At 63.9% G+C, this 22,356-nt stretch carries 24 protein-coding genes; 10 read left to right on the top strand and 14 right to left on the bottom strand.

Annotation, left to right across the window (positions count from 1 at the left end; genetic code table 11):
* Positions 1 to 25: 25 nt before the first annotated feature.
* The 10 genes from FJW05_RS12575 to FJW05_RS12530 form a co-directional block, all read right to left on the bottom strand.
* Positions 26 to 1,114, bottom strand: a complete 1,089-nt coding sequence (locus tag FJW05_RS12575) for a flagellar basal body P-ring protein FlgI (protein WP_245442033.1) — start codon at positions 1,112 to 1,114, stop codon at positions 26 to 28.
* Between the two features lie 149 nt (positions 1,115 to 1,263).
* A complete protein-coding gene (gene flgA, locus FJW05_RS12570) occupies positions 1,264 to 1,785 on the bottom strand; it encodes a flagellar basal body P-ring formation chaperone FlgA (protein ID WP_181164926.1) in 522 nt (173 codons plus the stop codon).
* A gap of 6 nt (positions 1,786 to 1,791) precedes the next feature.
* Complete coding sequence (flgG, locus tag FJW05_RS12565) at positions 1,792 to 2,580, bottom strand: flagellar basal-body rod protein FlgG (RefSeq protein WP_140632277.1); 789 nt, start codon at positions 2,578 to 2,580, stop codon at positions 1,792 to 1,794.
* 4 nt (positions 2,581 to 2,584) lie between these two features.
* Positions 2,585 to 2,914 (bottom strand): flagellar hook-basal body complex protein FliE, encoded by a 330-nt coding sequence (locus FJW05_RS12560; RefSeq protein WP_140632275.1) that lies wholly within the window; start codon positions 2,912 to 2,914, stop codon positions 2,585 to 2,587.
* Positions 2,914 to 3,330, bottom strand: a complete 417-nt coding sequence (flgC, locus tag FJW05_RS12555; protein ID WP_095766383.1) for a flagellar basal body rod protein FlgC — start codon at positions 3,328 to 3,330, stop codon at positions 2,914 to 2,916. The genes FJW05_RS12560 and flgC overlap by 1 nt, the downstream gene beginning before the upstream one ends.
* A gap of 2 nt (positions 3,331 to 3,332) precedes the next feature.
* A complete protein-coding gene (flgB, locus tag FJW05_RS12550; protein WP_140632272.1) occupies positions 3,333 to 3,713 on the bottom strand; it encodes a flagellar basal body rod protein FlgB in 381 nt (126 codons plus the stop codon).
* 195 nt (positions 3,714 to 3,908) lie between these two features.
* A complete protein-coding gene (locus FJW05_RS12545; RefSeq protein ID WP_140632270.1) occupies positions 3,909 to 4,685 on the bottom strand; it encodes a hypothetical protein in 777 nt (258 codons plus the stop codon).
* Positions 4,666 to 6,066 carry a flagellar protein export ATPase FliI gene (gene fliI / locus FJW05_RS12540; protein ID WP_140632267.1) on the bottom strand — a complete coding sequence of 467 codons (1,401 nt, stop codon included), beginning with the start codon at positions 6,064 to 6,066 and terminating at the stop codon, positions 4,666 to 4,668. The genes FJW05_RS12545 and fliI overlap by 20 nt, the downstream gene beginning before the upstream one ends.
* Before the next feature lie 4 nt (positions 6,067 to 6,070).
* Positions 6,071 to 6,793: a flagellar basal-body rod protein FlgF gene (gene flgF, locus FJW05_RS12535; protein WP_112096306.1), complete on the bottom strand. Its 723-nt coding sequence runs from the start codon at positions 6,791 to 6,793 to the stop codon at positions 6,071 to 6,073.
* 7 nt (positions 6,794 to 6,800) lie between these two features.
* Complete coding sequence (locus FJW05_RS12530; protein WP_140632265.1) at positions 6,801 to 8,612, bottom strand: DUF1217 domain-containing protein; 1,812 nt, start codon at positions 8,610 to 8,612, stop codon at positions 6,801 to 6,803.
* A gap of 148 nt (positions 8,613 to 8,760) precedes the next feature.
* Between FJW05_RS12530 and motA the strand changes: the two genes are divergently transcribed.
* From motA to FJW05_RS12500, 6 genes are read left to right on the top strand one after another with little or no spacing between them, the layout of a single operon-like run.
* Positions 8,761 to 9,636, top strand: a complete 876-nt coding sequence (gene motA, locus FJW05_RS12525; RefSeq protein ID WP_140632262.1) for a flagellar motor stator protein MotA — start codon at positions 8,761 to 8,763, stop codon at positions 9,634 to 9,636.
* A 34-nt stretch (positions 9,637 to 9,670) separates the two neighbouring features.
* A complete protein-coding gene (locus tag FJW05_RS12520; protein WP_140632260.1) occupies positions 9,671 to 10,609 on the top strand; it encodes a FliM/FliN family flagellar motor switch protein in 939 nt (312 codons plus the stop codon).
* Positions 10,610 to 10,639: 30 nt separating this feature from the next.
* A complete protein-coding gene (fliN, locus tag FJW05_RS12515; RefSeq protein ID WP_140541755.1) occupies positions 10,640 to 11,020 on the top strand; it encodes a flagellar motor switch protein FliN in 381 nt (126 codons plus the stop codon).
* Positions 11,021 to 11,063: 43 nt separating this feature from the next.
* Complete coding sequence (locus FJW05_RS12510) at positions 11,064 to 12,086, top strand: flagellar motor switch protein FliG (RefSeq protein WP_140541756.1); 1,023 nt, start codon at positions 11,064 to 11,066, stop codon at positions 12,084 to 12,086.
* 24 nt (positions 12,087 to 12,110) lie between these two features.
* Positions 12,111 to 13,193: a flagellar biosynthesis protein FlhB gene (flhB, locus tag FJW05_RS12505; RefSeq protein ID WP_140632257.1), complete on the top strand. Its 1,083-nt coding sequence runs from the start codon at positions 12,111 to 12,113 to the stop codon at positions 13,191 to 13,193.
* Positions 13,194 to 13,210: 17 nt separating this feature from the next.
* Positions 13,211 to 13,648, top strand: coding sequence for a hypothetical protein (locus tag FJW05_RS12500; protein WP_140632254.1), 438 nt, complete (start codon positions 13,211 to 13,213; stop codon positions 13,646 to 13,648).
* Positions 13,649 to 13,809: 161 nt separating this feature from the next.
* Here the strand turns inward: FJW05_RS12500 and FJW05_RS12495 are convergent, their stop codons facing one another.
* The 4 genes from FJW05_RS12495 to FJW05_RS12480 all read right to left on the bottom strand — a co-directional run bounded on the left by FJW05_RS12495 (position 13,810) and on the right by FJW05_RS12480 (position 17,515).
* Positions 13,810 to 14,580: a helix-turn-helix transcriptional regulator gene (locus FJW05_RS12495; protein WP_140541759.1), complete on the bottom strand. Its 771-nt coding sequence runs from the start codon at positions 14,578 to 14,580 to the stop codon at positions 13,810 to 13,812.
* Positions 14,577 to 15,287, bottom strand: coding sequence for a helix-turn-helix transcriptional regulator (locus FJW05_RS12490; protein WP_095766396.1), 711 nt, complete (start codon positions 15,285 to 15,287; stop codon positions 14,577 to 14,579). Before FJW05_RS12490 ends, FJW05_RS12495 begins: the two co-directional genes overlap by 4 nt.
* 437 nt (positions 15,288 to 15,724) lie before the next feature.
* A complete protein-coding gene (locus tag FJW05_RS12485) occupies positions 15,725 to 16,756 on the bottom strand; it encodes a histone deacetylase family protein (RefSeq protein WP_140632252.1) in 1,032 nt (343 codons plus the stop codon).
* Between the two features lie 42 nt (positions 16,757 to 16,798).
* Complete coding sequence (locus FJW05_RS12480) at positions 16,799 to 17,515, bottom strand: TetR/AcrR family transcriptional regulator (protein ID WP_246673384.1); 717 nt, start codon at positions 17,513 to 17,515, stop codon at positions 16,799 to 16,801.
* A gap of 187 nt (positions 17,516 to 17,702) precedes the next feature.
* Between FJW05_RS12480 and FJW05_RS12475 the strand changes: the two genes are divergently transcribed.
* From FJW05_RS12475 to FJW05_RS12460, 4 genes are all read left to right on the top strand, one after another.
* A complete protein-coding gene (locus FJW05_RS12475; RefSeq protein ID WP_140632249.1) occupies positions 17,703 to 19,370 on the top strand; it encodes an amidohydrolase in 1,668 nt (555 codons plus the stop codon).
* A gap of 140 nt (positions 19,371 to 19,510) precedes the next feature.
* The gene (locus tag FJW05_RS12470; RefSeq protein ID WP_140632246.1) at positions 19,511 to 20,611 is read left to right on the top strand and encodes an ABC transporter ATP-binding protein; all 1,101 of its coding nucleotides are present in this window, start codon (positions 19,511 to 19,513) and stop codon (positions 20,609 to 20,611) included.
* A 9-nt stretch (positions 20,612 to 20,620) separates the two neighbouring features.
* A complete protein-coding gene (locus FJW05_RS12465; protein ID WP_140632243.1) occupies positions 20,621 to 21,544 on the top strand; it encodes an ABC transporter permease in 924 nt (307 codons plus the stop codon).
* Complete coding sequence (locus FJW05_RS12460; RefSeq protein WP_140632241.1) at positions 21,537 to 22,340, top strand: ABC transporter permease; 804 nt, start codon at positions 21,537 to 21,539, stop codon at positions 22,338 to 22,340. The genes FJW05_RS12465 and FJW05_RS12460 overlap by 8 nt, the downstream gene beginning before the upstream one ends.
* Positions 22,341 to 22,356 lie beyond the last annotated feature (16 nt).

Genomic DNA, 22,356 nt, shown 5'->3' with positions numbered 1-22,356 from the left:
GAGGAAAGCGCGAACATCGGCGTGCCTATTGGAGAACCAGGTCGGCCTGCAAGGCGCCGGCCGATTTGATGCCTTGCAGGATGGCGATGATGCCGTCGGGCTTCACGCCGAGGCGATTGAGGCCGGAGACCAGCGTTTCGAGGTCGGGACCGTCGAGCACGGCAACGCGCGCGTCGGGCCGGCTCGCCTCGATGGCGGTGAAGGGCTCGACGGCGGTCTGCCCCCTGGAGAAGGGTTCCGGCTGAACCACCTTCGGCGCTTCGGTGATGCGCACGGTGAGGGTGCCGTGGCTGATCGCCACGCGCGAGATCCTGACATTGCTGCCGATGACGATCGTACCCGTGCGCTCGTCGATGACGACCCGGGCAGGGGCGTCGGATTCGACGACGAGATTTTCGATCTCGGCATAGAAACGCGCGGCGGAGACATTCTTCGGCCGCCTGATCTGCACCGTGCGGGCGTCGCGTTCGGCGGCGACCCGCATCCCGAAGCGCTGCGAGGTGTAGTCGTTGATGGCGTCGGCGATGCGGATGGCGGTCGAGAAATCGGGATTGCGCAATTGCAGCGTCAACACGCCCTGGTCATCGAACTCGGCCGGTACCGAGCGCTCGACGATGGCGCCGTTCGGCACGCGGCCGGCGGTCGGCACGCCTTGCGTCAACTGCTCGGCCTGGCCCTGGGCGGTGAAACCGCCGACGATCACGGAGCCCTGCCCGACGGCATAGATCTCGCCGTCGGCCGCCTTCAGCGGCGTCATCACCAGCGTGCCGCCGGCGAGCGAGGTGGCGTCGCCCATCGAGGAGACGTCGATGTCGATGCGGCTGCCCGACTGGACGAAGGGCGGCATGTTGGCGGTGACGATGACGGCGGCCACGTTCTTGGCGCGCGCGCTGCCGCCTTCGGTGGCGATGCCGAGATTCTCCAGCATGGCGCGGATCGACTGTTCGGTGAACGGTGAGTTGCGCAGGCTGTCGCCGGTTCCGGCGAGGCCGATGACCAGGCCATAGCCGACGAGCTGGTTGTCGCGCGCGCTCTGCAGCTGGGCGATGTCCTTGATGCGCGCCGCGACCTGGCCGGGCGGCAGCGTGCTTGGCCCGGTCGAGACCCGGAACATGCGCTGGGTGGTGGCTGGATCGTATTCCGGATCGTCGTAGACACCGCCGTTTTTCTGCGCGAGTTCCCGCTTTGCCTTGGGCGTCAGCCCATCCGCCAATGCCGGCTGCAGGCCGATGGCAGCGCTCAGCAGAAGAACAGAGGCGCGCATCACGAAGCGCCGACCTTGATGGTGCCGTCGGCCATCACCGTGCCGGAGATGATCTTGCCGCTGTCGGTGTTGCGGATCTTGATCTGGTCACCGGCAGCACCTGGCTGCAGCGTGACGCCGGCGGCCGAAATGGTGAGCGCGCCGGCGGTGAAATAGACCTGCACGGAAGCGCCCTGCTCGACCAGCCAGGCGTCGCGGATAGCCCCAACCGGGATGTAGCGGCCGGGCAGCAGCGTGCGCTTGGCGACCTTGCCCTGAAGTTCCTCGGAGCGCGTCGCCATGCCGTCCGGCTTGTGCTTGCCGGGGATGAGCGTCACCTGCTTGAGCGAGGCGGGCTCGATGGTCTCGCCGGGATAGATGACCCGGTTGGGGATCAGCACGGCCTCGCCGACGGCCTGGCCGGCGGCGATCTGGGTCGCCGACTGGCCGGTCGTTTCCTGCGCCAAGGCCGGCGTGCCGGCGGCCGCCAGGGCGGTGGCCAGCACGGCGCGACGGAGTGCGGAGGAGATCGGCCAGGCCATCATCCGTTACCTGATGTTCTTGGAGACCACCGAGGCCATGTCGTCGGCGGCCTGGATGACCTTGGAATTCATCTCGTAGGCGCGCTGCGCCGAAATCAGCTCGGTGATTTCCTTGACCGGATCGACGTTGGAGGATTCGAGGTAACCCTGCTGGATCGTGGCGAAGCCGGGATCGCCGGGGACGCCCACATTGGCCGGGCCTGAGGCGGCCGTTTCCTGGAAGAGGTTGTCGCCGAGCGGCGCGAGGCCCGCCTCGTTGGCGAAGTTGGCGATTTGAAGCTGGCCGAGCAGCTGGAGGTCGGTCTGGCCGTCGATGCGAGCAAAGACCTGGCCGGTCTTGTTGACGATCACCTCGACCGCGTCGGTCGGCACGGTGATGGCCGGAACGACATTGGCGCCGTCCACCGTCACGAGCTGTCCGGTGGCATTGGTGTTGAAGGCGCCGGCGCGGCTGTAGAGCGTGGCGCCATCGGCGCCCTCGATCTGGAACCAGCCCCTGCCGGTCAACGCCAGGTCGAAGCTGTTGCCGGTGCTGGTCAGCTCGCCTTGCGTGTGGACGTTGCGCACCGCCGTCGTCTTGACGCCAAGACCGATCGAGACGCCTTCCGGCACCAGCGAGGTGTTGGAGCGGTTGGGCACCCCTTGGGTGCGGTCGACCTGGTAGAGCAGGTCGGAGAATTCGGCCCGCGCCCGCTTGTAGCCGGTGGTGTTGATGTTGGCGATGTTATTGGCGATGACTTCCAAATTGGTCTGCTGGGCATTCATGCCGGTGGCGGCGATGGCAAGGGCTTTCATGACGCTAGATACTCATGCGGCTGATTTCGAGATAGGCCGAGACGACCTTGTCGCGGATCGCGATGGTGGTCTGCAGCGCCTGCTGGGCGCTCAGCACCGCATCGACAACCTGGCGCGTATCGGCGTCGCCCTTCAGGGCCTGTATCGACATCTGCTCGGCGCCCTGCAGCGTGTTGACGGTCTTCGTCGCCGCTTGGCTGAGCACCTCGGCGAAGCTGCTGCCGACGCTTTCGCCGGCCTGCGTGCCGACGCCGCCCTGCAGCAGGTTCGGTGACGCCTGCCCCGCCCCGTCAACCGCCGTCTTGAATTGTATTGCCCCGATACCGCCGATCATTACTGGTTCCTCATCAGGTCGATGGTCATGGAAATCAGATCGCGAGCCTGCTTGATGACCTGCAGGTTGGCTTCATAGGAGCGGTTCGCCTCGCTCATGTCGGCCATTTCGACCAACGTGTTGACGTTGGGCATCTTGACGTACCCTTTGGCGTCGGCGGCTTCGTTGCCGGGCTGGAATTCGATCGGGAAGTCCGAAGGATCGCGGGAGATCGCGTTGACTTCCACCAGCGAGCCGCCGGTTGCGCGATCGACCTCGGACTGGAAGGTGATGGTCTTGCGGCGATAGGGATCGGCGCCGGGCGTGCTGCCGGTCGACTGGGCGTTGGCAAGGTTTTCCGAGACCACGCGCAGCCGCTCGGACTGGGCGCCAAGGCCGGAAGCCGCGACTTTGAGGGCTGCAGTGAGGGCGTCCATGATCAGCTCTTCACCACCATGGTCATCATCGAGTGGAAGGCCTTGACGATCGCAGTGTTGAGCTCGAAGGAGCGGCGGACCTCGCCGGCTTTCATCAACTCCTGTTCGAGAACCACGGTGTTCTTCGACGGCATGATCGCGCCGTCAGGGTTCTCGGGCTTGACGTTGAAGCCGGCATTGGCCCTTTCGGCGCCAAGGTGGCCAGTCTGCGTGGCGGCAAGCGTCACCGCGGTCCGGTCGAGGACCTTTTCGAAGGGCTCGACGTCATTGGCGGTGTAGCCGGGCGTGTTGGCATTGGCGATATTGGAGGCAATCGCCGATTGGCGCACGGCCAGCCATTGCGACTGCCGCGTGGCGAGATCGAAAAGATTTACGGGTTCCATGGGAATCTCCCGGGCAAGTACGCGCAAGACTAGGCGGCCAGTCTTGCGTGGACCTTGCGCGGGGTGGGCTTGCGCCCTGGAGCCGGATGATTTCAGGTCTATGGACCTGAAATCTGAATCCGCTTCTGGATCAAGAAATAGAGCACGATGTCGTCCGAAAACCGCTTCACACTTTTCGGCATCATGCTCTAGCGGCTACTTCGAGAGCTGGATCACCTTGTCGGCGCTGGTGACGATCACCCATTTGCCGCCGCGCTGCTCGATCGAGGCGACGCGGCTGGAATCCGGCAGGACGGAGCCGCGCTGCACGATCCACAGACCGGTATCGTCCTCGATCATGGCGCGGCCGTTGGCGACATGCACCATCTTGAATTCCGAAGCGGCGGCCGGGAAGGGCTGGTCGCCGGGCGCCGGCGCGGGGTCGTCCTGCACCGTTCCGGTGGCAAGCAGGTCTATATCGGCATTTGGAATATCCTTGACCGTCAGCGGCCCGCTGCGTTCGGCCACAACGCCGCCGCCCTCGCGTCCGGAATTGCTGCCGCTGCCGCCGAACTTGATGGCCTGAACGCCGAACTGCTCCTGGTTGAAGAAGATGTACCAGGGAAACAAGGCGCAGATCAGGCCGAGCGTGATGCCGAGCGCGGCGATGACGAAATCGCTGCGGCGGTCCGAGCTCTTGTCGGCGAGGCGCGGGAACTGGGCTTTCGGCGGCTCCGGCCACTCGGTGCGGGGAAAAAGCCCGTCGAGCAACGAATCGCGGCTGGCCTGTGCAATGTCGGCGGTTGCCCTCGGCGGATGCGGCCTGTTGGCTCTGCTTAGAAGAGCCGTCGCCTTCTCCGTCCTGGCGCGCGCGGCTTTGTTCCTGGCAATCCTTGCTTCATCGGCAGCGGCTTTCTCCGCCGCCTCGGCCTCGGCAAGCATGTCGCGCAACATGCGCTCGGTGTATTGGAGCTCAGTCTCCTTGATCGCCATTCAGCTTCCCCTTGAGGTGGCGGGCGAGGTCGGCGAACGGATCGGCCGATGCGCGGTCCCTCGGCGATTGCGTGAGCGCCTCGTAAATCAGCGGCACCTGGCGCACCGCGATGTCGAGCTCGGTATCGGCGCCGCTCTGGTAGGCGCCCAGCAGACGGATGTCGCGCGTGTCCTCGAAGCGCGCGATCATCGATTTCAGCCTTGTCACCAGCATGCGCTGCTCCGCGCTCCAGGCCTTGTCGGCGAGGCGTGAGATCGACGACAGCGGATTGACCGGCGGATAACGGCCCTGCTCGGCAAGCGCGCGGTCGAGCACGACGTGGCCATCGAGGATGCCGCGCACCGAATCGGCGACCGGATCGTTATGGTCGTCGCCGTCGACCAGCACGGAGATGATGGCGGTGATCGAACCCTTGCCTTCGGCCCCCGGCCCGGCTCGTTCGAGCAGCTTCGGCAGGTCGGTGAAGACCGAGGCCGGATAGCCGCGCGCGACCGGCGGCTCGCCGGTTCCCGTCGCTACCTCACGCAGCGCATGGGCGAAGCGGGTGATGGAATCCAGCACCAGCAGCACGCGATGGCCCTGGTCGCGGAAATGCTCGGCTACGCACATGGCGGTGTCGGGCGCGCGCCGGCGCATCATGGCGCTTTCATCGCTGGTGGCGACGACGGCGACGGTCTTGGCCATGCTCTGGGCGCCGATCGTATCCTCGAGGAATTCGCGCACCTCGCGGCCGCGCTCGCCGATCAGCGCCACGACCACCGTATCGAAGGCCTCGGCGCCGGCCAGCATCGCAAGCAGCGTCGACTTGCCGACGCCGGAGCCGGCGAAGATGCCGAGCCGCTGGCCGAAGCAGAGCGGCGTGAAGATGTCTATGACCCTGACGCCGGTGAGGAAGCCGGTGCCGACGCGCTGACGCGCCAGGGCGCCGGGCGTCGCGCCATGTGCGACATCGGCGGCATTCGGCCTGATCAGCGGCGGTCCGCCGTCAATAACGCGAGTCAAGGCATCGATGGCGCGCCCGCGCCAGGAAACATGCGGCGCGACCGCGAGCGGGCCGCGGCGAAAGACGGCATCGCCGATGCCGGCGTCGGCGCTGCGTTCGAAAGGCGCGACCACCACCTCGTCGCTGCCGATCTTGACGATCTCGCCGCGGCGTGCGCCGGTCTTGCCGCGCTGCTCGACGATGTCGCCGAGCCTGGCAACCCCGGACAGCCCGCGGACCTTGTAATGCGTCGGCGATATCTCGACGACGCGGCCGCCGCGTGAAAGCAGTGCCTGCGGATCATCGAACCGCCGCCAGACGCGTTCGAGCGCGGCCAGCCTGTCGGCGGTATCCGCCAGGCTGTCGGAAGCGCGCAACAGGGACGAGCCGGTCGTCATGCCGTCACTTCGAGCCGAGCGTCTTGATCGCGTCATCGGTAGAGGAATCGGTCTGCCGCATCAGCGCCGCCGTGTTCTCGAAAGCGCGCTGCACCTGGATCAGCCGGGTCATTTCCAGCACCGGGTTGACGTTCGACTCTTCCAGAAAGCCTTGAGCGATACCGACGTCCGAGCGGTCGGTGACGGGTTCGGGCGTGCGCGCCGGAACGACACCCGAATTGCCGTAGCGGACGAAATTCTCGCCGGGGTCGAAATTGTAGAGGCCGATCGCGCCGACCAGTTGATCGTTCTGCCTGAGCGAGCCGTCGGCGCCCGCCTTGGGGGGGCCGTTGCGCGGATCGAGCTGGATCGGGGCGCCGCCGCCGTCCAGGACGGGGTAGCCTTCGATCGACATCAATTCGCCGTTCTCGTTCATCGAGAAGCGGCCGTCGCGCGTCATCACCGTGCCGGCGGGCGTGTCAATGGCGAACCAGGCGTCGCCCTGGACGGCGAAGTCGAACGGGTTGCCGGTTTCGGTCAGCGCGCCATGCGCGCCGGAAAGATAGGTCTTGCCGGAGGAGGCGAAGGAAACCGACTTCGGCCCGGTGCCCGAAACCACATCCTCGAACTTCACGCCGGTGGCGCGAAAGCCGATGGTCGAGGCGTTGGCGACGTTGTCGGCGATGGTGTCGAGACGGCGCTCGAGCGCGATCTGCGAGGAAAGGGCGACGTAAAGGCTATCCTGCATGATCTTCTCAGAACTTCAACTGCTGCATGGCCATCATCAAATCGGTGGAGATGCCGACACTGGTCGGCTGCGCGAAGAGCACGCTGACGGACGTCACCGCCGTCGAGGTTGGATGGTTGATCTCGTACATGCTGGTGAAGCGGGTCAGGAATTTGGTGAGCTTGTCCGGGTCGGTGAAGTCCTTGATGTCGAGCTTCTGCTCGAAGAGCTGCGCCTGCTTGTCGATATCGGCGGTGGCGAAGGAATCGGGCAGGCCGAGCGCGGTGCGGACCACGCTGGCTAAAGCGGTGTCGGCGAGCACGTCGTACCAGCTGGTGATGTCGGGTGCCTTGCGCTGGAAATAGAGCGCCAGCCGCACGCCTTCATTGGTCTTGCCGGCATCCTCCTCCAGCGTCTGGCGCATGTACATGTCGACGGTCGGCTGCTGCGCCGGGTTGATGGTGGTCGCGTTTTCGCCGTATTGCTCGAAGTTGAAGGCGGTGGCGAGGCCGGCATAGGCCTTGTTGGTCATCTTGTTGGCGACGCTGTCGGGGTCGCGAACGCCGCCGGCAAGGACGCTGCGGATGAGGTCCTTGCTCTGCGTGGCCGGATCGAGCCCATAGGCCGAGAGTGCATAATTGTACAATCGGCTGTTGGCCATCAGATCGTCGATGGATTTCACGTTCGTGACGTTGGCAAGGTAGTATGCGGTCTCCGACGCGATGTAGTCCGCGTTGGGCGGGATCAGGCCAAGCGGCGACTCCGTCGTGTAGATTTTCGGGGTGTCTTTCAGCACCACATCGCGCGACGTCGTCTGATCGCCATATTGGGCAAAGTCGAAAGCCGTGACGAAGTTGGCGTAGCGTTTGTCGGTCAGCTGGTTTGCGGGGCTGCCGGGATCGCTGACGCCGCCTTCGAGCATAGCGCGGATCTGCTGCGGTTTTTCTGTCGTGGCATCCAGTCCGTACGAGGCCATGGCGAAAGTGAGCAGGCGCTTGTCGGCCATGAGGTCGTCGATCGACTTCACCTTGGAGATGTTTGCCGCGTAATAGTCCGCCTCGCTCTTGATGTATTGCGCGCTCGGCTCGACCAGTTTCAATCCGGTTCCAGCCACGTAGCCTGCCGGAACTCCCTGCTGGACCTTATCGCGGGTGGTCGTCTGGTCGCCGTATTGGGTGAAGTCGAAAGCCGCGACGAAATTGGCGTAGCTCTTGTCGGTCAGTTTGTTGGCGGGGCTGTTGGGATCGCTTACGCCGCCTTCCAGCATCGCCCTGACGGTTGCTGCCGGTTCGGTTTCGGCGTCCAGACCGAATGCGGCCATCGCATATGTCAGCAGGCGGCTGTCGCCCATCAGATCGTCGATCGACTTCACCTTGGAGATATTGGTGGCGTAGTAGGCGGTCTCGCTCTGATAGTAAGCGAGCCCGGTCTGCGAGGCGCCGATCTGGACTTGCAGCGCATAATTCTTCGGCACCAACTGCTGCGCCTTGTTATAGACGGTCGCATCGGCGCCGTTGGCGGCGAAGTTGAATGCGGCGACAAACTGCGCGTAGCGCTTGTCGGTCAGCTTGTTGGCGAAGCTGTCGGGATTGGAGACGCCTTCCTTCAGCGCCTTGACCATAAAGGCCTTGGCATAGTCCATGTTCTCCAGCCCGTAAGCCTTCATGGCGTATTTGAACAGGCGGTCGTTTTTGACGAAATCGTCGATCGATTTCACCTTGGTGATGTTGGCCAGATAGTATTGGGTGTCGCGATCGACCGTCGGCTGCTGCTCGATGCGGGCGATAGATTTAGGGATGTCTTTGGCGATCAACTGGTAGCTGATGTAGGTGCTAAGCAAAGGGCATGCCTCCGGCCGAAGCTATCCCCGCACAATAGCGTCACTTCCTTGCGCGAAGCTGAATCGCGTTCGATGCCTTCGATTCAAGCCTCACACAAGGCACGGGGACTATCCCTGATCCGCGATGTGACATGCGGAAGGACCTGCCGTGGGCATTCTGATCGGACTTGTGGTGACGCTCGGCTGCGTTCTCGGCGGCTTCATGGCCATGGGTGGGCATCTGCATGTGCTGCTGCAGCCGTGGGAAGCGGTGGTCATCTGCGGCGCGGCGCTCGGCACCTTCCTCGTCGCCAATCCGATGAAGACGGTCAAGGATACCGGCAAGGGCATTCTCGAAGCCTTCAAGCAGGCGGTGCCGAAGGAGCGCGACTACCTCGAGACGCTGGGCGTCCTGCACAGCCTGATGCGCGAACTGCGCTCGAAGTCGCGCAGCGAGGTCGAGGCGCATATCGACAATCCGGAGGAGTCGGCCATCTTCCAGGCCTTCCCGACCGTGCTGAAGAACCACGACCTAACCCATTTCATCTGCGACTACTGCCGCATCATCATCATCGGCAACGCCCGCTCGCATGAGATCGAGGCGCTGATGGACGAGGAGATCCAGACGATCCGTACCGACAAGCTGAAGGCCTATCACGCGATGGTCGCGGTCGGCGACGGCCTGCCGGCGCTGGGCATCGTCGCGGCGGTGCTCGGCGTGGTGAAGGCGATGGGCGCGCTGGACCAGTCGCCGGAGATCCTCGGCGGCCTGATCGGCGCGGCTCTCGTCGGAACCTTCCTCGGCATCTTCCTGTCCTATGCCGTGGTCGGTCCGGTGGCCACCAAGATCAAGACGGTGCGCGAAAAGAAGAACCGCCTCTACATCATCGTCAAGCAGACGCTGCTTGCGTATATGAACGGCGCCCTGCCGCAGGTGGCGATCGAATTCGGCCGCAAAACCATATCCTCCTACGAGCGTCCGACGATCGATGCCGTCGAGCAGAGCACCATGAACGCCGGCAGCGCCGAGAAGAAGGCGGCCTGAGCATGCAGCAGCGCAGACAGGGCCGCCTGCCGTCATGACAAGTCCGGGCAGTCCTTCGCAAACCCGGGAGCTCATCATCGAGCGGCTCGTCGGCGACAGCGGCGAGGCGGCGCAGGTGATCGGCGCCGGCCGCGGCATGGCCGAGCGGGCGCTGCCGGTGCTGCAGAAGGCGCTTATAGGCGAGCTGGGCGCGCCGGTGACCGTCGATCTGCAAGTGGTGGAGGTCGGCCGCGTTCCCGAGGCGCGTTCGCGCGCCGGCGATGCCTTCGCGCTGACCGTTGTTTCCTCGCCGACCTCAGCCGACGCCATGACGCTGGTGATGGATGCGCAAGCGGTCGCCGTCATGGTGAGCGCGCTGTTCGGCGGCGATCCCGAGCAACCGGTGGCGCCGATCGAGCGCGACCTGTCGCAGATCGAGGCCGATGTCGCGACCAGCGTGTTCCAGGAGGTCGCGGCGGCGCTCAACGGTTCCGGCAAACGTTCGCTCGACCTGCGGCTGCCGGTGCCGAAAGCAATGTCGGGCAACGATGCGAGGCGGCGCGTGCTGCGCGACGGCGCCGCCGTGCGCATCGTCTTTGGCCTGTCGATACCGTCCGACAGCGGCACGCTCACCGTGATGATCCCGCAGCGCCTGCTGCTTTCTTCGCGCAGCGGCGACATCGCGACGGGCGAGGACGGCGAGACCACGGAATTCGACTGGCGGGCCCGCTTCTCCGAAGAAGTGATGCGCTCGACCGTCCGGCTCGAAGCGACGATGCCGCTCGCCCGGCTGACGCTCGGCGACCTCGCCGCGTTCGAGCCCGGCCAGGTGATCGAATTCGAGGAGAACGCGCAGATCAACGCCAAGCTAAGCGCCCGCGACAAGACCCTGTTTGTCTGCGAGTTCGGCAAGCTGGGGCAGAACTACACCGTCCGCATCAGCCATCCGCATGATGCCGGGCAGGATTTCATCGACGGACTGTTGCCGGGCTGACGCCAGGCACGGGATTCATGGAGACGACAGATGGCAAAAACCAAGGTGGAAGCCGAACCCGATCAGCCCGACGAACAGCTCGACCGCGCCATCGAGGAACTGCGCGGCGTGCTGCGGGAGGAGGAAAAGCGCCCGGATGGCGCGCTGTATTCGGGTGCCAATTCTTCGATCATCATGACCATTCCGGTCGATGTGCAGATCATCCTCGGCAGCACGGAAATGCCCGTTTCGGAGTTGATGGCGCTGCAAAAGGGTTCCACCGTCGCGCTCAACCGCCGCATCGGCGAGCCGGTCGACGTCGTGGTCAACGGCCGCAGAATAGCGCGCGGCGAGATCACGGTGCTGGAAAGCGATCCGACGCGTTTCGGCATCCGGCTCACCGAAATCATCGCCGCGACGAAGAGCGCCTGAGAATGGCCGGCGGGCGGACCAATCGGCAGCGAGGACAACACGCATGACGACGGCATTGGCGCTCACACGTCCGCAAAAGGCGGCGGCCATATTGGTGGCCATGGGCAAGCCGGCGGCCAGCCGCCTACTCAAATTCTTCAAACAGGACGAGCTGAAGGCGCTGATCGAGGGCGCGCGTCTGTTACGCACCATTCCGCAGGCTGATCTGGAACGCATCGTCGCCGAGTTCGAAGCCGAGTTCACCGAGGGCGCCGGCCTGCTCGATTCAGCCGACCGGATGGATACTATCCTCAACGAATCGCTGTCGCCCGAGGAGATGAGCGCCATCATGGGCGACAAGAAGTTCGAGCCGGTCCCGGAAGGACCTGCGCCGATCTGGCCGGACCTCGAGAAGCTCGAGCCGTCGCGTCTCGGCTCCTTCCTTGCCGGCGAGCATCCGCAGACATCGGCCATGGTGCTGTCGAAGCTTGCGCCGCAGACAGCCGCCAACGTGCTGCTCACGATGGAAAAGCCGATGCGCAGCCAGATCATAAAACGCATGGTGACAATGGCCAACATCCCGGACGCGGCATCGCGGATCGTCGAGAACCAACTGCGCGTGAGCGTGCTGTCGCAGAAAGCCAGCCGGGACACCACTGCCGGCCAGGAGCGCGTCGCCAGCATGCTCAACGAAATGGCGAAGCCGGAGCTGGACGACCTCATGCAGGACCTGGAGGACGCCGGCACGCCAGATCTCGCCGGCGTCAAGTCGCGGCTGTTCGCCTTCGACGACCTGCCGCTGCTGCCGCAGAAAGCCCGGGTTCTGCTGTTCGACGGATTGTCGACGGAGCTCGTCACGCTGGCACTGCGCGGCGCGTCGCCGGAACTCGCCGAATCCGCGTTGTCGGCGATCGGCGCGCGCTCTCGCCGCATGATCGAATCCGAACTCGGACAAGGTTCGGAAGGCATTGGCCTTGCCGACATCATGGCGGCGCGCAAGAGCATATCGGTCGCCGCCATCCGGCTGTCGCGCGAAGGGGCTTTCGAACTGCCCTCGACGCAGACCGCCACCGCCGAAGCCGCCTGACGATCATAGCCCGGTCACGACGCCATGGCTGAAGCGGTCGACAAGGATTCCAAAACAGAGGAAGCCACAGAAAAGAAGATCCGCGACACGATCGAACAGGGCAAGCTGCCCCATTCGCGTGAGACCGCGAGCTTTGCGTCTTTCCTCGCCATACTGGTTTTCGCCGTCTTCTATGCCAAGGACGCGATCGTCGATCTCGGCATGTTCCTGTCGACGTTCCTGGAAAAGCCGGAAGCCTGGCCGATGGACACCGAGACCGACGTCATCTCGCTCTACAAGCAGGTCTTGGTCGAGATCGGCGGCGCCGTCGTCAGCCTGCTGGTGTTGCTGACGGTTGCCGGCATCGGCGCCTCGGTGTTCCAGAACATGCCGCAAATCGTCGGCGAACGGATCAGGCCGCAGCTGTCGCGCATCTCGGTCGCCAAGGGCTGGAGCCGTATGTTCGGCGTGCAGGGCTGGGTCGAATTCCTGAAGTCGCTGGCCAAGCTCGGCTTCGCTATCGCGGTGTTGACCTTCACGCTCTCGGAAGATCATCGCAAGCTGCTCGCCGGCATGATCACCAATCCGGCCTCGTTCGGCCTGGTCATACGCGGCATCTTCGTCGACATATTGGTGGCGATCGTCTTCGTCATGGGGCTGATCGCGGTGGTCGACATCGTCTGGTCGCGTTTCCACTGGCGGCGCGACCTGCGCATGACCAAGCAGGAAGTCAAGGACGAGCTGAAGCAGTCGGAAGGCGATCCGATCGTCAAGTCGCGGCTGCGCTCGCTGGCGCGCGACCGGGCGCGCAAACGCATGATGACGGCCGTGCCGCGCGCGACGCTGGTGATCGCCAATCCGACGCACTATTCGATCGCGCTGAAATATGTGCGCGAGGAGGATTCCGCGCCGATCGTGCTGGCCAAGGGACAGGACCTAGTGGCGCTCAAGATCCGCGAGATCGCCAGGGAGAACAACATCCCGATCTTCGAGGACGTGGCGCTCGCGCGCTCCATGTACAAGCAAGTTTCGGTTGATAGCGTGATCCCGTCGCAATTCTACCAGGCGGTCGCCGAGTTGGTGCGGATCGTCTACTCGAAGAAGGCAGCGCGAAAAGCAACCCAATGAACGGACGCCGCTAACCCATGGACCGGCAACCACACGCCAATTCCCGCGAGCTGATCGTCGCCAGCGCCATCGAGCCTGTGGTGGGCGAATTGAGGCTCATCGACGTTGCCGACTATATCGCCTTCATCCGGCTCGAGCATTTCGCCTGCCTGTCGGACCTGGTGGATTCGGCGGCCGAGCTCTATTTCCGGCCGGGCACGCTGCGGCTCGGCCATGGCGGCGAGGCGCATGTCGACTGGAGCGGCAGCCCGCGCATCGTGCTCGACCTCGAGCTTCGGCCGCGCGGCGTGACGGTCTATTTCCAGCTTACGCTGACCGAGTGCGAGGCATCCGTGACGGTCAACTACGTGTCGTTCGAGAAGCCCGGCGAAACGCCCGAGCACAACACGGCCTTGCTCGAGGACGCGATCGAAGAGGCTCGCATCCGCAGGACCGAGCCGCTGGCATTCCCCTGAGATTTGATAGCAGGCGAGCCGACTAAAGCGCATCGCGATCTTTTAGATTCGCTCCCTGCGCTTTAGGCTTTTGATTTTGCGCATGCCTTTGCCCCGAAACCGGTTCCCACTTTCGGGAGACATGCTTTAGCCGCAGCACGTTCAGCGTCGCAGGCGTGACGTCACTCAATCAAGCCGAGCCGCAATGCCTTGGCGACAGCCTGGTTGCGGTTGACCGCGTTGAGCTTCTGCGTCGACTGGGTGAGATACTGGTTGGCGGTATGCACCGAGAGCTTGAGGAGCTTGGCGATCTCCTCGCTGGTGTTGCCGTTGGCGGTCAGCTTCAGGCATTCGAGCTCGCGCTTGGAAATCGAACGTGCCCTGCCGGTGTCGCCGGGGCGGATGCGGGCGACCGCCGCGAAAAGCGCGAAGGAGCGGGCGTGGATTTCGCACAGCGTTTCGTCGGACAGCGCGATCTCCGAGCCCAGGAAGACGACCAGCCCGCATTGGCCGCGATCGGCATGCACCGGAAAGGCGATGCCGTTGGTGCCGGGCGCCAGCGGCGTGGTCGGCTCGGCCCAGGCGAGCGAGTGGAAGACCTGCCGCGATCCGGCGCTGCCGTCGTCGGCCCACCAGCGCGGCGCCGTCGAGAGGCGGCTGTGGCGCACCATGTCCTCGCCATTGGCGCCGGAGATGAACTTGGTCGCGACAGCGGTGCCGGGATAGTCGGAATCGAAACACGCCACGAGACGCGCGCGCTCGGGCGAGGGGCTAACGAAATAGAGGCCGAACGCCGAGGCGTTGATATCGACGGCGATCCAGCGGCAGCGACGCACGGCATCCGGAATGGTGACCGCTTGATGGGTTTCCGAGCCGAGCGAGAAGGCGCCGAACGGATTGCGCTGATCGTTGAAAAGGGCGGCGGCCGCCTCTTTGACCTGTGCGTGCTTCAAATGATGCCGCTCCTGATCGCGGTCGCGATCGCCATCGCGCGGTTCGAGGCCGCGAACTTCTGGATGGCGTGCGTGATGTAGCTGTTGACGGTGTTCGACGAGACCCCGAGGATGACGGCCACTTCATCGGTGGTCTTGCCTTCCGAGACCCAGAACAGGCATTCGCGTTCGCGGTCCGACAGCGGGTCCTGCATGGATGCCGCCGCGATCAGCTGCGGGATGCTGGAAAGCGCATAGCAGCATTTGAGCTGTGCCTTCATCAGCGCGGCCAGATCGATCCTGCCTGCCTCGGCGGCCGAGAACAGCACGAACAGGCGCTGCCGGCCGACATTGAGCCGCAGCGAATAGATTTCGGCGTGGCCGAGCACGTCGAGCAGGCGGGCTTCCTCGCCGGTCAGCAACGCGCCGGCGTCGGGCGCGTGCGCCGCCACCAACGGCTTCGGGCGTACGCCCGGCGCCACGGTCAAGGGACCCAGCGCCAAATTGGCGATCAGCCTTTTGCCGATCAGCTCTATGGCGTCGAAGATCCAGTTGGAGGAGACGATGCGCGCATCGTTACGGTCCTGGTCATGCACGATGGCGACTAGCATGTAGCTGTCGGCGCCGATATCGGCGGCGAGCTGCATGAAGAAACTGGTGAGATCGCCGCGCGACGTCAGGCGCGAGCCTGAAGCGTCGGGTTGGAGAAGCGCGGCGGGACTGCTCATTTTAATTCTTGGATTCTTGCCGGAATCGATCCTTGTGCCCGGTGCTGGCGAAGCCAGCGGCCGGACCCGAAACGCGTCACGTTTACGAAGACACACCCACGGGCGCGAACGGCGCCCAACCGCGCCGAATCCCTCTAGGGAACGCGAAACCGTCCGCGTCTGGTACCGGCCTGGCGCCGGAACTTGAGACTTTGGGTGGTCGCCGCGCCCCCCATGGACCGGCTGATTCGGGTCTAATCTACCCGCAGATGAATCCGACATCAAACGCGATTTGACAAAATCGAATCTGATGGACTCGCATTGCGACTCAGCAGCCGACGTTCGCGTTGCTTGGTGGTGCTTTCAATGCCGAATTGGGCGGATGATTTCCCGACGGGGTCACAAAAAATACGCCCGCGGTGGCATCCGAGGGCGTATGTTCCGTGAACGGGATTGGTTCAGCGACCCTCGAAACCCGTCAGCACGCCGACGGCGTTGATGCCGATCTCTTCCACGGCGTAGCCGCCTTCCATGACGAACAGCGTCGGCAGGCCGAGCCCGGCGATGCGGCGGCCGATCTTGGGATAGTCGACGCTCTTCAGCTTGAACTGGCTGATAGGGTCCTTCTCGAAAGTGTCGACGCCGAGCGAGACGATGACGACATCGGGGGCGTAGGCCGCGAGCCTAGCGCAGGCGTCCTCCAGCGACGCGCTCCAGCCGTCCCAATCGGTGCCGAAAGGCATCGGGTAATTGATGTTGAAACCTTCGCCGTCGCCTTCGCCGCGCTCGTCGGCGTGACCGAGGAAGAAGGGATACTCGACGATCGGATCGCCATGCAGGTTAAGGACCTGGACGTCGCCGCGACGATAGAAGATCTCCTGCGTGCCGTTGCCGTGATGGTAGTCGACATCGAGAATGGAGACACGGCTGGCGCCGTTGTCGCGGAACCACTGCGCGACGACGGCGGCGTTGTTGATGAAGCAATAGCCGCCCATGAAGGCGGCGCCGGCATGATGGCCGGGCGGGCGGCAAAGCGCGAAGGCGCTGCGCTCGCCGTCCTTGACCAAAGCGGCGGCGGTCAGCGCCACATCATAGGACGACTTGATCGCCGCCCAGGTGCCTTCGACGAAGGTGGCGCCGGCATCGAAGGAATAGTAGCCGAGCAAGGCATCGATGCGCTTCGGCGGCACATCGCCGCGCAGGCCGCGTGTCGGCCAGGTGAACCCCATCGCCGATCCCGTGAAGCCGGCGGCGACCCATTGCGGCCACACCGTCGGCAGGAAGTCGATGTAGTGAGCCTCATGGACACGCTTTGCGGCGGCGAGGTCGTGCTCGGCCGGTCCGATGATCGGCCCGAGCTTCTCGCTCTCAACCCGCGCCTTGATGAATTCCGCCCGCGACGGCTTCTCGAAACCCGGCACGATCGCCGACGTGACCAGTTCCATCTGGCCTGAATGGCCGGCATGAAGTGGCGAATAGACAGTTTTCATGGAAACTCCCCTGGAAGTGCGAAATCGGTTGGAAGTACGAAATCACTCGAGATTGAGATGGGGGCTGACCAGGGCGAGCCACATGGTTTCCACGTCGTCCTCGATAAGGTCGTAGGTCCTGCGTTCCCTCTTCAGCCCGACAAGCCGACAGACATGGCCGACTTCCATCATCAGCACGCCGAGCCGACTTGCGATCTTGTCTTCAAGCGCCGGATTCACATGCCGCAGCCACGCGGCGTAAAGGGCGACGATCTCTTTGTCATATTCGTCCTGGATCGGCCTCAGGTCGGCGTTGCCGGAGATGGCCTCGATCACCGGCATCAGCGTGGCGTTTTCGAGATAGAGCCTCGATGTGTCGGCGAAGAGCTTGCGCACCTCGCGCCGAAACTCATCACGGTTGGTCGGCCGGGGGACGTTGATGCGTTTCCGGATCACCTCGGGAAAAGACGACAGCCAGCGCCGGGCCAGGTCCAGAAGAATGGCTTCCTTGTTGGGAAAGTACTGATAAACCGAACCGACCGACAGGCCCGCGCGCTGCGCGATGGCGAGCGTCGTCGGCGTTCTGGTTCCTTGCTCTCGCGTCAGGATCAGGGCCGCATCGAGAATCCTGTCGACCACCTTGCTTGACCGTTGCTGCCGCGGCTGCTTGCGCGGTTCGAGCGCTATCCTGGTCTTGCGGTCGAGACTGCGCTTCACTGCTCGTCGCCCCCGTTCCCCGCTCGACCCCACCATCGGCGCGCGGTGCAGTCCACTATACATTCCAAATTCCGGCTGTTGACAAACGCGAATAAACAGTCGCATTCTTTATCCACGCTGTCTTCAATGATAACAAGGGGAATTTCGAAGACGGCGCATCGGCATCGATTTTGTCCCATGGCGCCGCCCCGGTGGAGCGGCAGCCCGTTGGACGTGCGCTGTCGATCACTCAGCAAAATGTGGAGTCGCGATGTCGGTTGCGGATGGTGGTGCGGATCTTGTGGTCGTCAACGGCCGCGTGCTGACCATGGACGATGACAATCCCGCTGCCGAGGCCATTGCCGTCAAGGACGGCGCCATCATCGCAATCGGTAGCCGCGCTTCCATAGAAGACCTCAAGGGACCGGCGACAAAAATTGTCGACGCCCAAGGCGGCTCGGTCCTGCCGGGCTTCATCGAAGCGCATATGCATCTGTTCGGCGGCGCGGCCGAGCTCGACAATCTGCATCTGGCGGGCGTGCACGGCTTCGAGGCGCTGCGCGACGCGATCCAGGATTTCGCGGCGAAGCGCCCGGACGCCAGGCTTCTGATCGGGGCCGGCGTCGACTATGCCATCCTGCCGGAGCCGGTGACGCGCCACGATCTCGACCGCATCATTCCCGACCGTCCGTTCGCCATGTCGGCTTCGGACCACCACACGATGTGGGCGAACACCAAGGCGCTGGAAGAGGCCGGCCTGCTTCATGGCAGGCAGATCAGGCAGGGCAATGAGATCGTCATGGGCGCCGATGGGCTTGCCGCCGGCGAGCTGCGCGAAAGCGAGGCATTCGGACCGGTCCTCGACCATTACGGGGCGAGCCGGGCGCGGCTTGGCCTCGAGGGTGCCGAGCCGGATCCGTATCCTTCGGAGAAGGAACTGGCGGCCGATCGCGATCTGATGCATCGCGGCCTTGAATGGTGCGCCAAGCATGGCATCACTTCGATCCAGAACATGGACGGCAATCTCTACCAGCTCGATCTGCTGGCCGGGCTGGAAAAAGAGGGGCGGCTCCTTTGCCGCACCAAGATCCCGTTCCACTTCAAGAATTTCATGAAGCTGGACATGCTGGAGAAAGCCTCGCGGATGGCCGCGAGCTACAATTCCGAGTGGCTGTCGTCCGGCATGGTCAAGCTCTTCTATGACGGCGTGCTGGATTCCTGGACGGCGGTGATGGTCGACGACTATGCCGATCGGCCCGGATGGCGCGGCGAGCCGCTGTTTTCGCCGGAGCATTTCGCCGAGGTGGCGGTCGAGGCCGACAGGCGCGGGCTGCAGATCGCCGTGCATTCGATCGGCGATGGCGCCGTACGGGCAGTGCTCGACGGCTACCAGGCGGCGCTGAAGAAGAACGGTCGGCGCGACAGCCGGCATCGCGTCGAGCATATCGAGGTGATCACGGCTTCCGACGTGCCGCGCTTCGCCGAGCTCGGCGTGTTGGCGTCGATGCAGCCGGCGCATCCGCCCGGTGCGCTGAACTTCCCGCTCGAGCCGACGATCTCGCGCATCGGCCGCGACAAGTGGCCGTTGAGCTATGCCTGGCGCACGCTGAAAAATGCCGGCGCGCGCGTGGTGTTCGCTTCCGACTGGCCGGTCTCGCCGGTCGATCCGATCTTGTCCATCCAGGCGGCAGTGATGCGCAAGCCTTGGGCAGAAGGCATGCCGGACCAGAGCTTCTCGTTGCAGGAAGCAATAGAGGGTTACACGGTGGAGGGCGCTTATGCGGAGTTCAATGAACATCGCAAGGGCCGCCTCAAGACCGGATATCTCGCCGATATTGTCGTCCTGTCGGCCGATATCGAGGCGACCGCGCCTGAAGCGCTGCACACGGTGCATCCGGTGACCACCATCTGCGGGGGGAAGATCACCTACCAAGCCTAACGATGGCATAGGAATTGCTTAATTGGATGGGGACTCGGATCGAGTCACTGCTGCGCAGTTGCCAAGCCGACCGGCTTGTGGTGACAATCAAAACAGGAACACACCTGCCGAGAAGAGCAGGCGCTCTCAATGGGGTAATCGTGCCGGAACAACCGGGTAAGAACGCGATCGAAGTTCGCGGTGTTCGCAAGGTCTTTGGAACAGGCGAGAACCAGGTAGCCGCTCTCGACACCGTGTCGGTGTCGATCCGCGAGAACGAGTTTTTCACACTGCTCGGCCCGTCCGGATGCGGGAAGACGACGCTGCTGAGATTGATCGCCGGTTTCGATTTTCCGACCGCCGGCGAGATCCTGCTGCACGGGCAGGATATCGCGCCGCTGCCGCCCTACAAGCGCCCAGTCAACACCGTCTTCCAGAGCTACGCGCTCTTCCCGCACATGACGGTGGCGCAGAACATCGGCTTCGGGCTGGAAATGCTCGGCAAGCCGAAAGGAGAGACCGAAGCGCGCGTCGCCCAGATGCTGAAGCTGGTCAAGATGGAGGCGCTGAAGGCGCGCCGCACCAGCCAGATCTCGGGCGGCCAGCAGCAGCGCGTGGCGCTGGCCCGCGCGCTGGCGCCGCAGCCCAAGGTGCTCTTGCTCGACGAGCCGTTGTCGGCGCTGGACTACAAGCTGCGCAAGGAGATGCAGATCGAACTGAAGCGTCTGCAGCACGAAACCGGCATCACCTTCATCTTCGTCACCCACGACCAGGAGGAAGCGCTGACGATGTCCGATCGCATCGCGGTCATGTCGGCCGGCAAGATCCTGCAGGTCGGCACGCCGCGCGACATCTACGACCGGCCGGCCGAACGCTTCGTCGCCGACTTCATCGGCGAGACGAATTTCATCGAAGGTGAGGTGAAAAGCGCAGCCGACGGGCGCGCCACCGTCAGGCTCTCGACCGGCGCGGAAATCCCGGCATCGCTGCCGGAAGGTTTTACACCGTCGGGCAGCGTTACGCTCGTGGTGCGGCCGGAGCACGCCCACATCGGTCCGGCCGACGCCAACGCTTCGCTCAGGGGCACGGTCGAGAACGTCGTCTATCTCGGCACCGACACGCATCTCCATCTCAAGCTCGACGACGGCAGCGCCTTCATCGTGCGGCGGCAGAACAGCCGCGGCGGTGGCGAAGCGCTTGCGCCGGGCAACCGCGTGGGCGTCGCGATCGGCCCGAATGCCGCTCAGGCGCTGAAGGACTAGAGGACAATCATGGCCAACGCCGAGGAAATTGCTCGCGCAGCCGACGCCAGGGACATACGCGACCGCTGGCTGCTCTCGGCGCCGGCACTCGTCATCATCCTTCTGGCTGCCACCGGGCCGCTTTTCGTGATGTTGGCTTATTCCTTCATGCTGAAGGGCGACTATGGCGACGTGCAGTTCGGCACCTTCTCGCTGGACGGATGGACATCGGTCCTGTTCCAGCGTGACATCTTCGACGACACGCTGGGCCTGGCGGACGCGCATCTGTCCATCTTCTGGCGTTCGATAAGCCTGTCCTTCTACACCACCGTGCTGACGTTGCTCTTCGGCTTCCCCACAGCCTATTTCATCGCCACGCGACCGCCGAAGACACGCGAGGTGTGGGTGTTCCTCGTTACCATTCCGTTCTGGACGAATCTCCTGATCCGCACCTTCGCCATGCAGCAGGTGATCCGCAACGAAGGGCTGGTCAACACGGCGCTGATGGCGCTCGGCATCATCAAGCAACCACTGCAGATCATGAATACCGACGCCGCCATCTTGCTCGGCATGATCTATATCTATCTGCCTCTGATGGTGCTGCCGATCTACGCCTCGATGGAGAAGCTCGACTTCAGGCTGGTCGAGGCCGGATATGATCTCTATGCCGGCCGCTGGCAGGTTCTGCGCCGCATCATCTTCCCGTTGATCAAGCCCGGCGTCATCGCCGGCTCGATACTGGTGTTCATTCCCTCGCTTGGCGCCTATGTCATTCCGCGTGTGCTGGGCGGCGGCAAGAACATGATGCTCGGCAACCTGATCGAGCTGCAGTTCGGCGCGGGCCGCAACTGGCCGCTGGGCGCGGCCATCTCGATTACGCTCATGGTGCTGGTGATGATCGCGCTGCTGTTCTACGTGCGCAATGCATCCGGGTCGGAGGGCGCCCATGGCTAAGCGTCCGTTCGACATCCAGGCGCAACCAGGCTTCGGCTTCATGGCGCTTCTGACCTTCTTCGCGCTCTATCTGCCGATCGCGGCGCTCGTCGCCTATTCGTTCAACGCGGCGGATTCGCTTTCGCGCTGGGATGGCGTCTCACTGCGCTGGTTTATTTCGGCCTGGCACAATTCGGCGGTGCAGGACGCCTCCATCCGCTCGCTTGTGCTGGCGGTCTCGGCCGCCGCGCTGTCGACGATCGCCGCCACCATGGCTGCGCTTGCCACGACCCGCACGCGTCCCTATCCCGGCCTTACCTTCAAATACGCCTTCATCAACCAGCCGCTGATGGTGCCGGAGATAGTCACCGGCGTCGCGCTCCTGATCGTGTTCTCGCGCATCAAGGTCTGGACCGGTTATTCAGGACTCGGCTATCTGATCGCCGCGCACACCGCCTTCTGCATCCCGTTCGCTTACCTGCCGATCCGGGCGCGGCTGGAGAGCATGGACCTGACGCTGGAGCGCGCAGCCGCCGACCTATACGCCACGCCGTGGAAAGCCTTCCGTTTCGTGACGCTGCCGCTTTTGAGGCCGGCCATCATCGCGGGCTTCATGCTCGCCTTCGTCATTTCGCTCGATGATGTGGTCATCACCGAATTCGTCAAATCCGGCGGGCAGGATACGCTGCCCACCTACATGCTCGGCCAGTTGCGGCGCGAAACGAGCCCGGAAATCAATGCGATCGCCACCGTATTCCTGGCGCTGTCGGTGGTGCTCGTAACCACGTTCTACTTCGTCAATCGGCGCAAGCCATGATCAACGATTGCCAAAC

The sequence above is a fragment of the Mesorhizobium sp. B2-9-1 genome (assembly GCF_006439455.1).
Lineage (GTDB): Bacteria > Pseudomonadota > Alphaproteobacteria > Rhizobiales > Rhizobiaceae > Mesorhizobium.
The sequence above is the reverse complement of the archived record's forward strand: the minus strand, read 5'-3'. Positions and strand labels throughout refer to the sequence as shown.

Coding starts and splice junctions, on each gene's coding strand:
- FJW05_RS12575 (WP_245442033.1), bottom strand. CDS start 1,114: ATGTTCCGGGTCTCGACCGGGCCAAGCACGCTGCCGCCCGGCCAGGTC.
- flgA (WP_181164926.1), bottom strand. CDS start 1,785: ATGGCCTGGCCGATCTCCTCCGCACTCCGTCGCGCCGTGCTGGCCACC.
- flgG (WP_140632277.1), bottom strand. CDS start 2,580: ATGAAAGCCCTTGCCATCGCCGCCACCGGCATGAATGCCCAGCAGACC.
- FJW05_RS12560 (WP_140632275.1), bottom strand. CDS start 2,914: ATGATCGGCGGTATCGGGGCAATACAATTCAAGACGGCGGTTGACGGG.
- flgC (WP_095766383.1), bottom strand. CDS start 3,330: ATGGACGCCCTCACTGCAGCCCTCAAAGTCGCGGCTTCCGGCCTTGGC.
- flgB (WP_140632272.1), bottom strand. CDS start 3,713: ATGGAACCCGTAAATCTTTTCGATCTCGCCACGCGGCAGTCGCAATGG.
- FJW05_RS12545 (WP_140632270.1), bottom strand. CDS start 4,685: ATGGCGATCAAGGAGACTGAGCTCCAATACACCGAGCGCATGTTGCGC.
- fliI (WP_140632267.1), bottom strand. CDS start 6,066: ATGACGACCGGCTCGTCCCTGTTGCGCGCTTCCGACAGCCTGGCGGAT.
- flgF (WP_112096306.1), bottom strand. CDS start 6,793: ATGCAGGATAGCCTTTACGTCGCCCTTTCCTCGCAGATCGCGCTCGAG.
- FJW05_RS12520 (WP_140632260.1), top strand. CDS start 9,671: ATGACAAGTCCGGGCAGTCCTTCGCAAACCCGGGAGCTCATCATCGAG.
- fliN (WP_140541755.1), top strand. CDS start 10,640: ATGGCAAAAACCAAGGTGGAAGCCGAACCCGATCAGCCCGACGAACAG.
- FJW05_RS12510 (WP_140541756.1), top strand. CDS start 11,064: ATGACGACGGCATTGGCGCTCACACGTCCGCAAAAGGCGGCGGCCATA.
- flhB (WP_140632257.1), top strand. CDS start 12,111: ATGGCTGAAGCGGTCGACAAGGATTCCAAAACAGAGGAAGCCACAGAA.
- FJW05_RS12500 (WP_140632254.1), top strand. CDS start 13,211: ATGGACCGGCAACCACACGCCAATTCCCGCGAGCTGATCGTCGCCAGC.
- FJW05_RS12490 (WP_095766396.1), bottom strand. CDS start 15,287: ATGAGCAGTCCCGCCGCGCTTCTCCAACCCGACGCTTCAGGCTCGCGC.
- FJW05_RS12485 (WP_140632252.1), bottom strand. CDS start 16,756: ATGAAAACTGTCTATTCGCCACTTCATGCCGGCCATTCAGGCCAGATG.
- FJW05_RS12480 (WP_246673384.1), bottom strand. CDS start 17,515: ATGTATAGTGGACTGCACCGCGCGCCGATGGTGGGGTCGAGCGGGGAA.
- FJW05_RS12475 (WP_140632249.1), top strand. CDS start 17,703: ATGTCGGTTGCGGATGGTGGTGCGGATCTTGTGGTCGTCAACGGCCGC.
- FJW05_RS12465 (WP_140632243.1), top strand. CDS start 20,621: ATGGCCAACGCCGAGGAAATTGCTCGCGCAGCCGACGCCAGGGACATA.
- FJW05_RS12460 (WP_140632241.1), top strand. CDS start 21,537: ATGGCTAAGCGTCCGTTCGACATCCAGGCGCAACCAGGCTTCGGCTTC.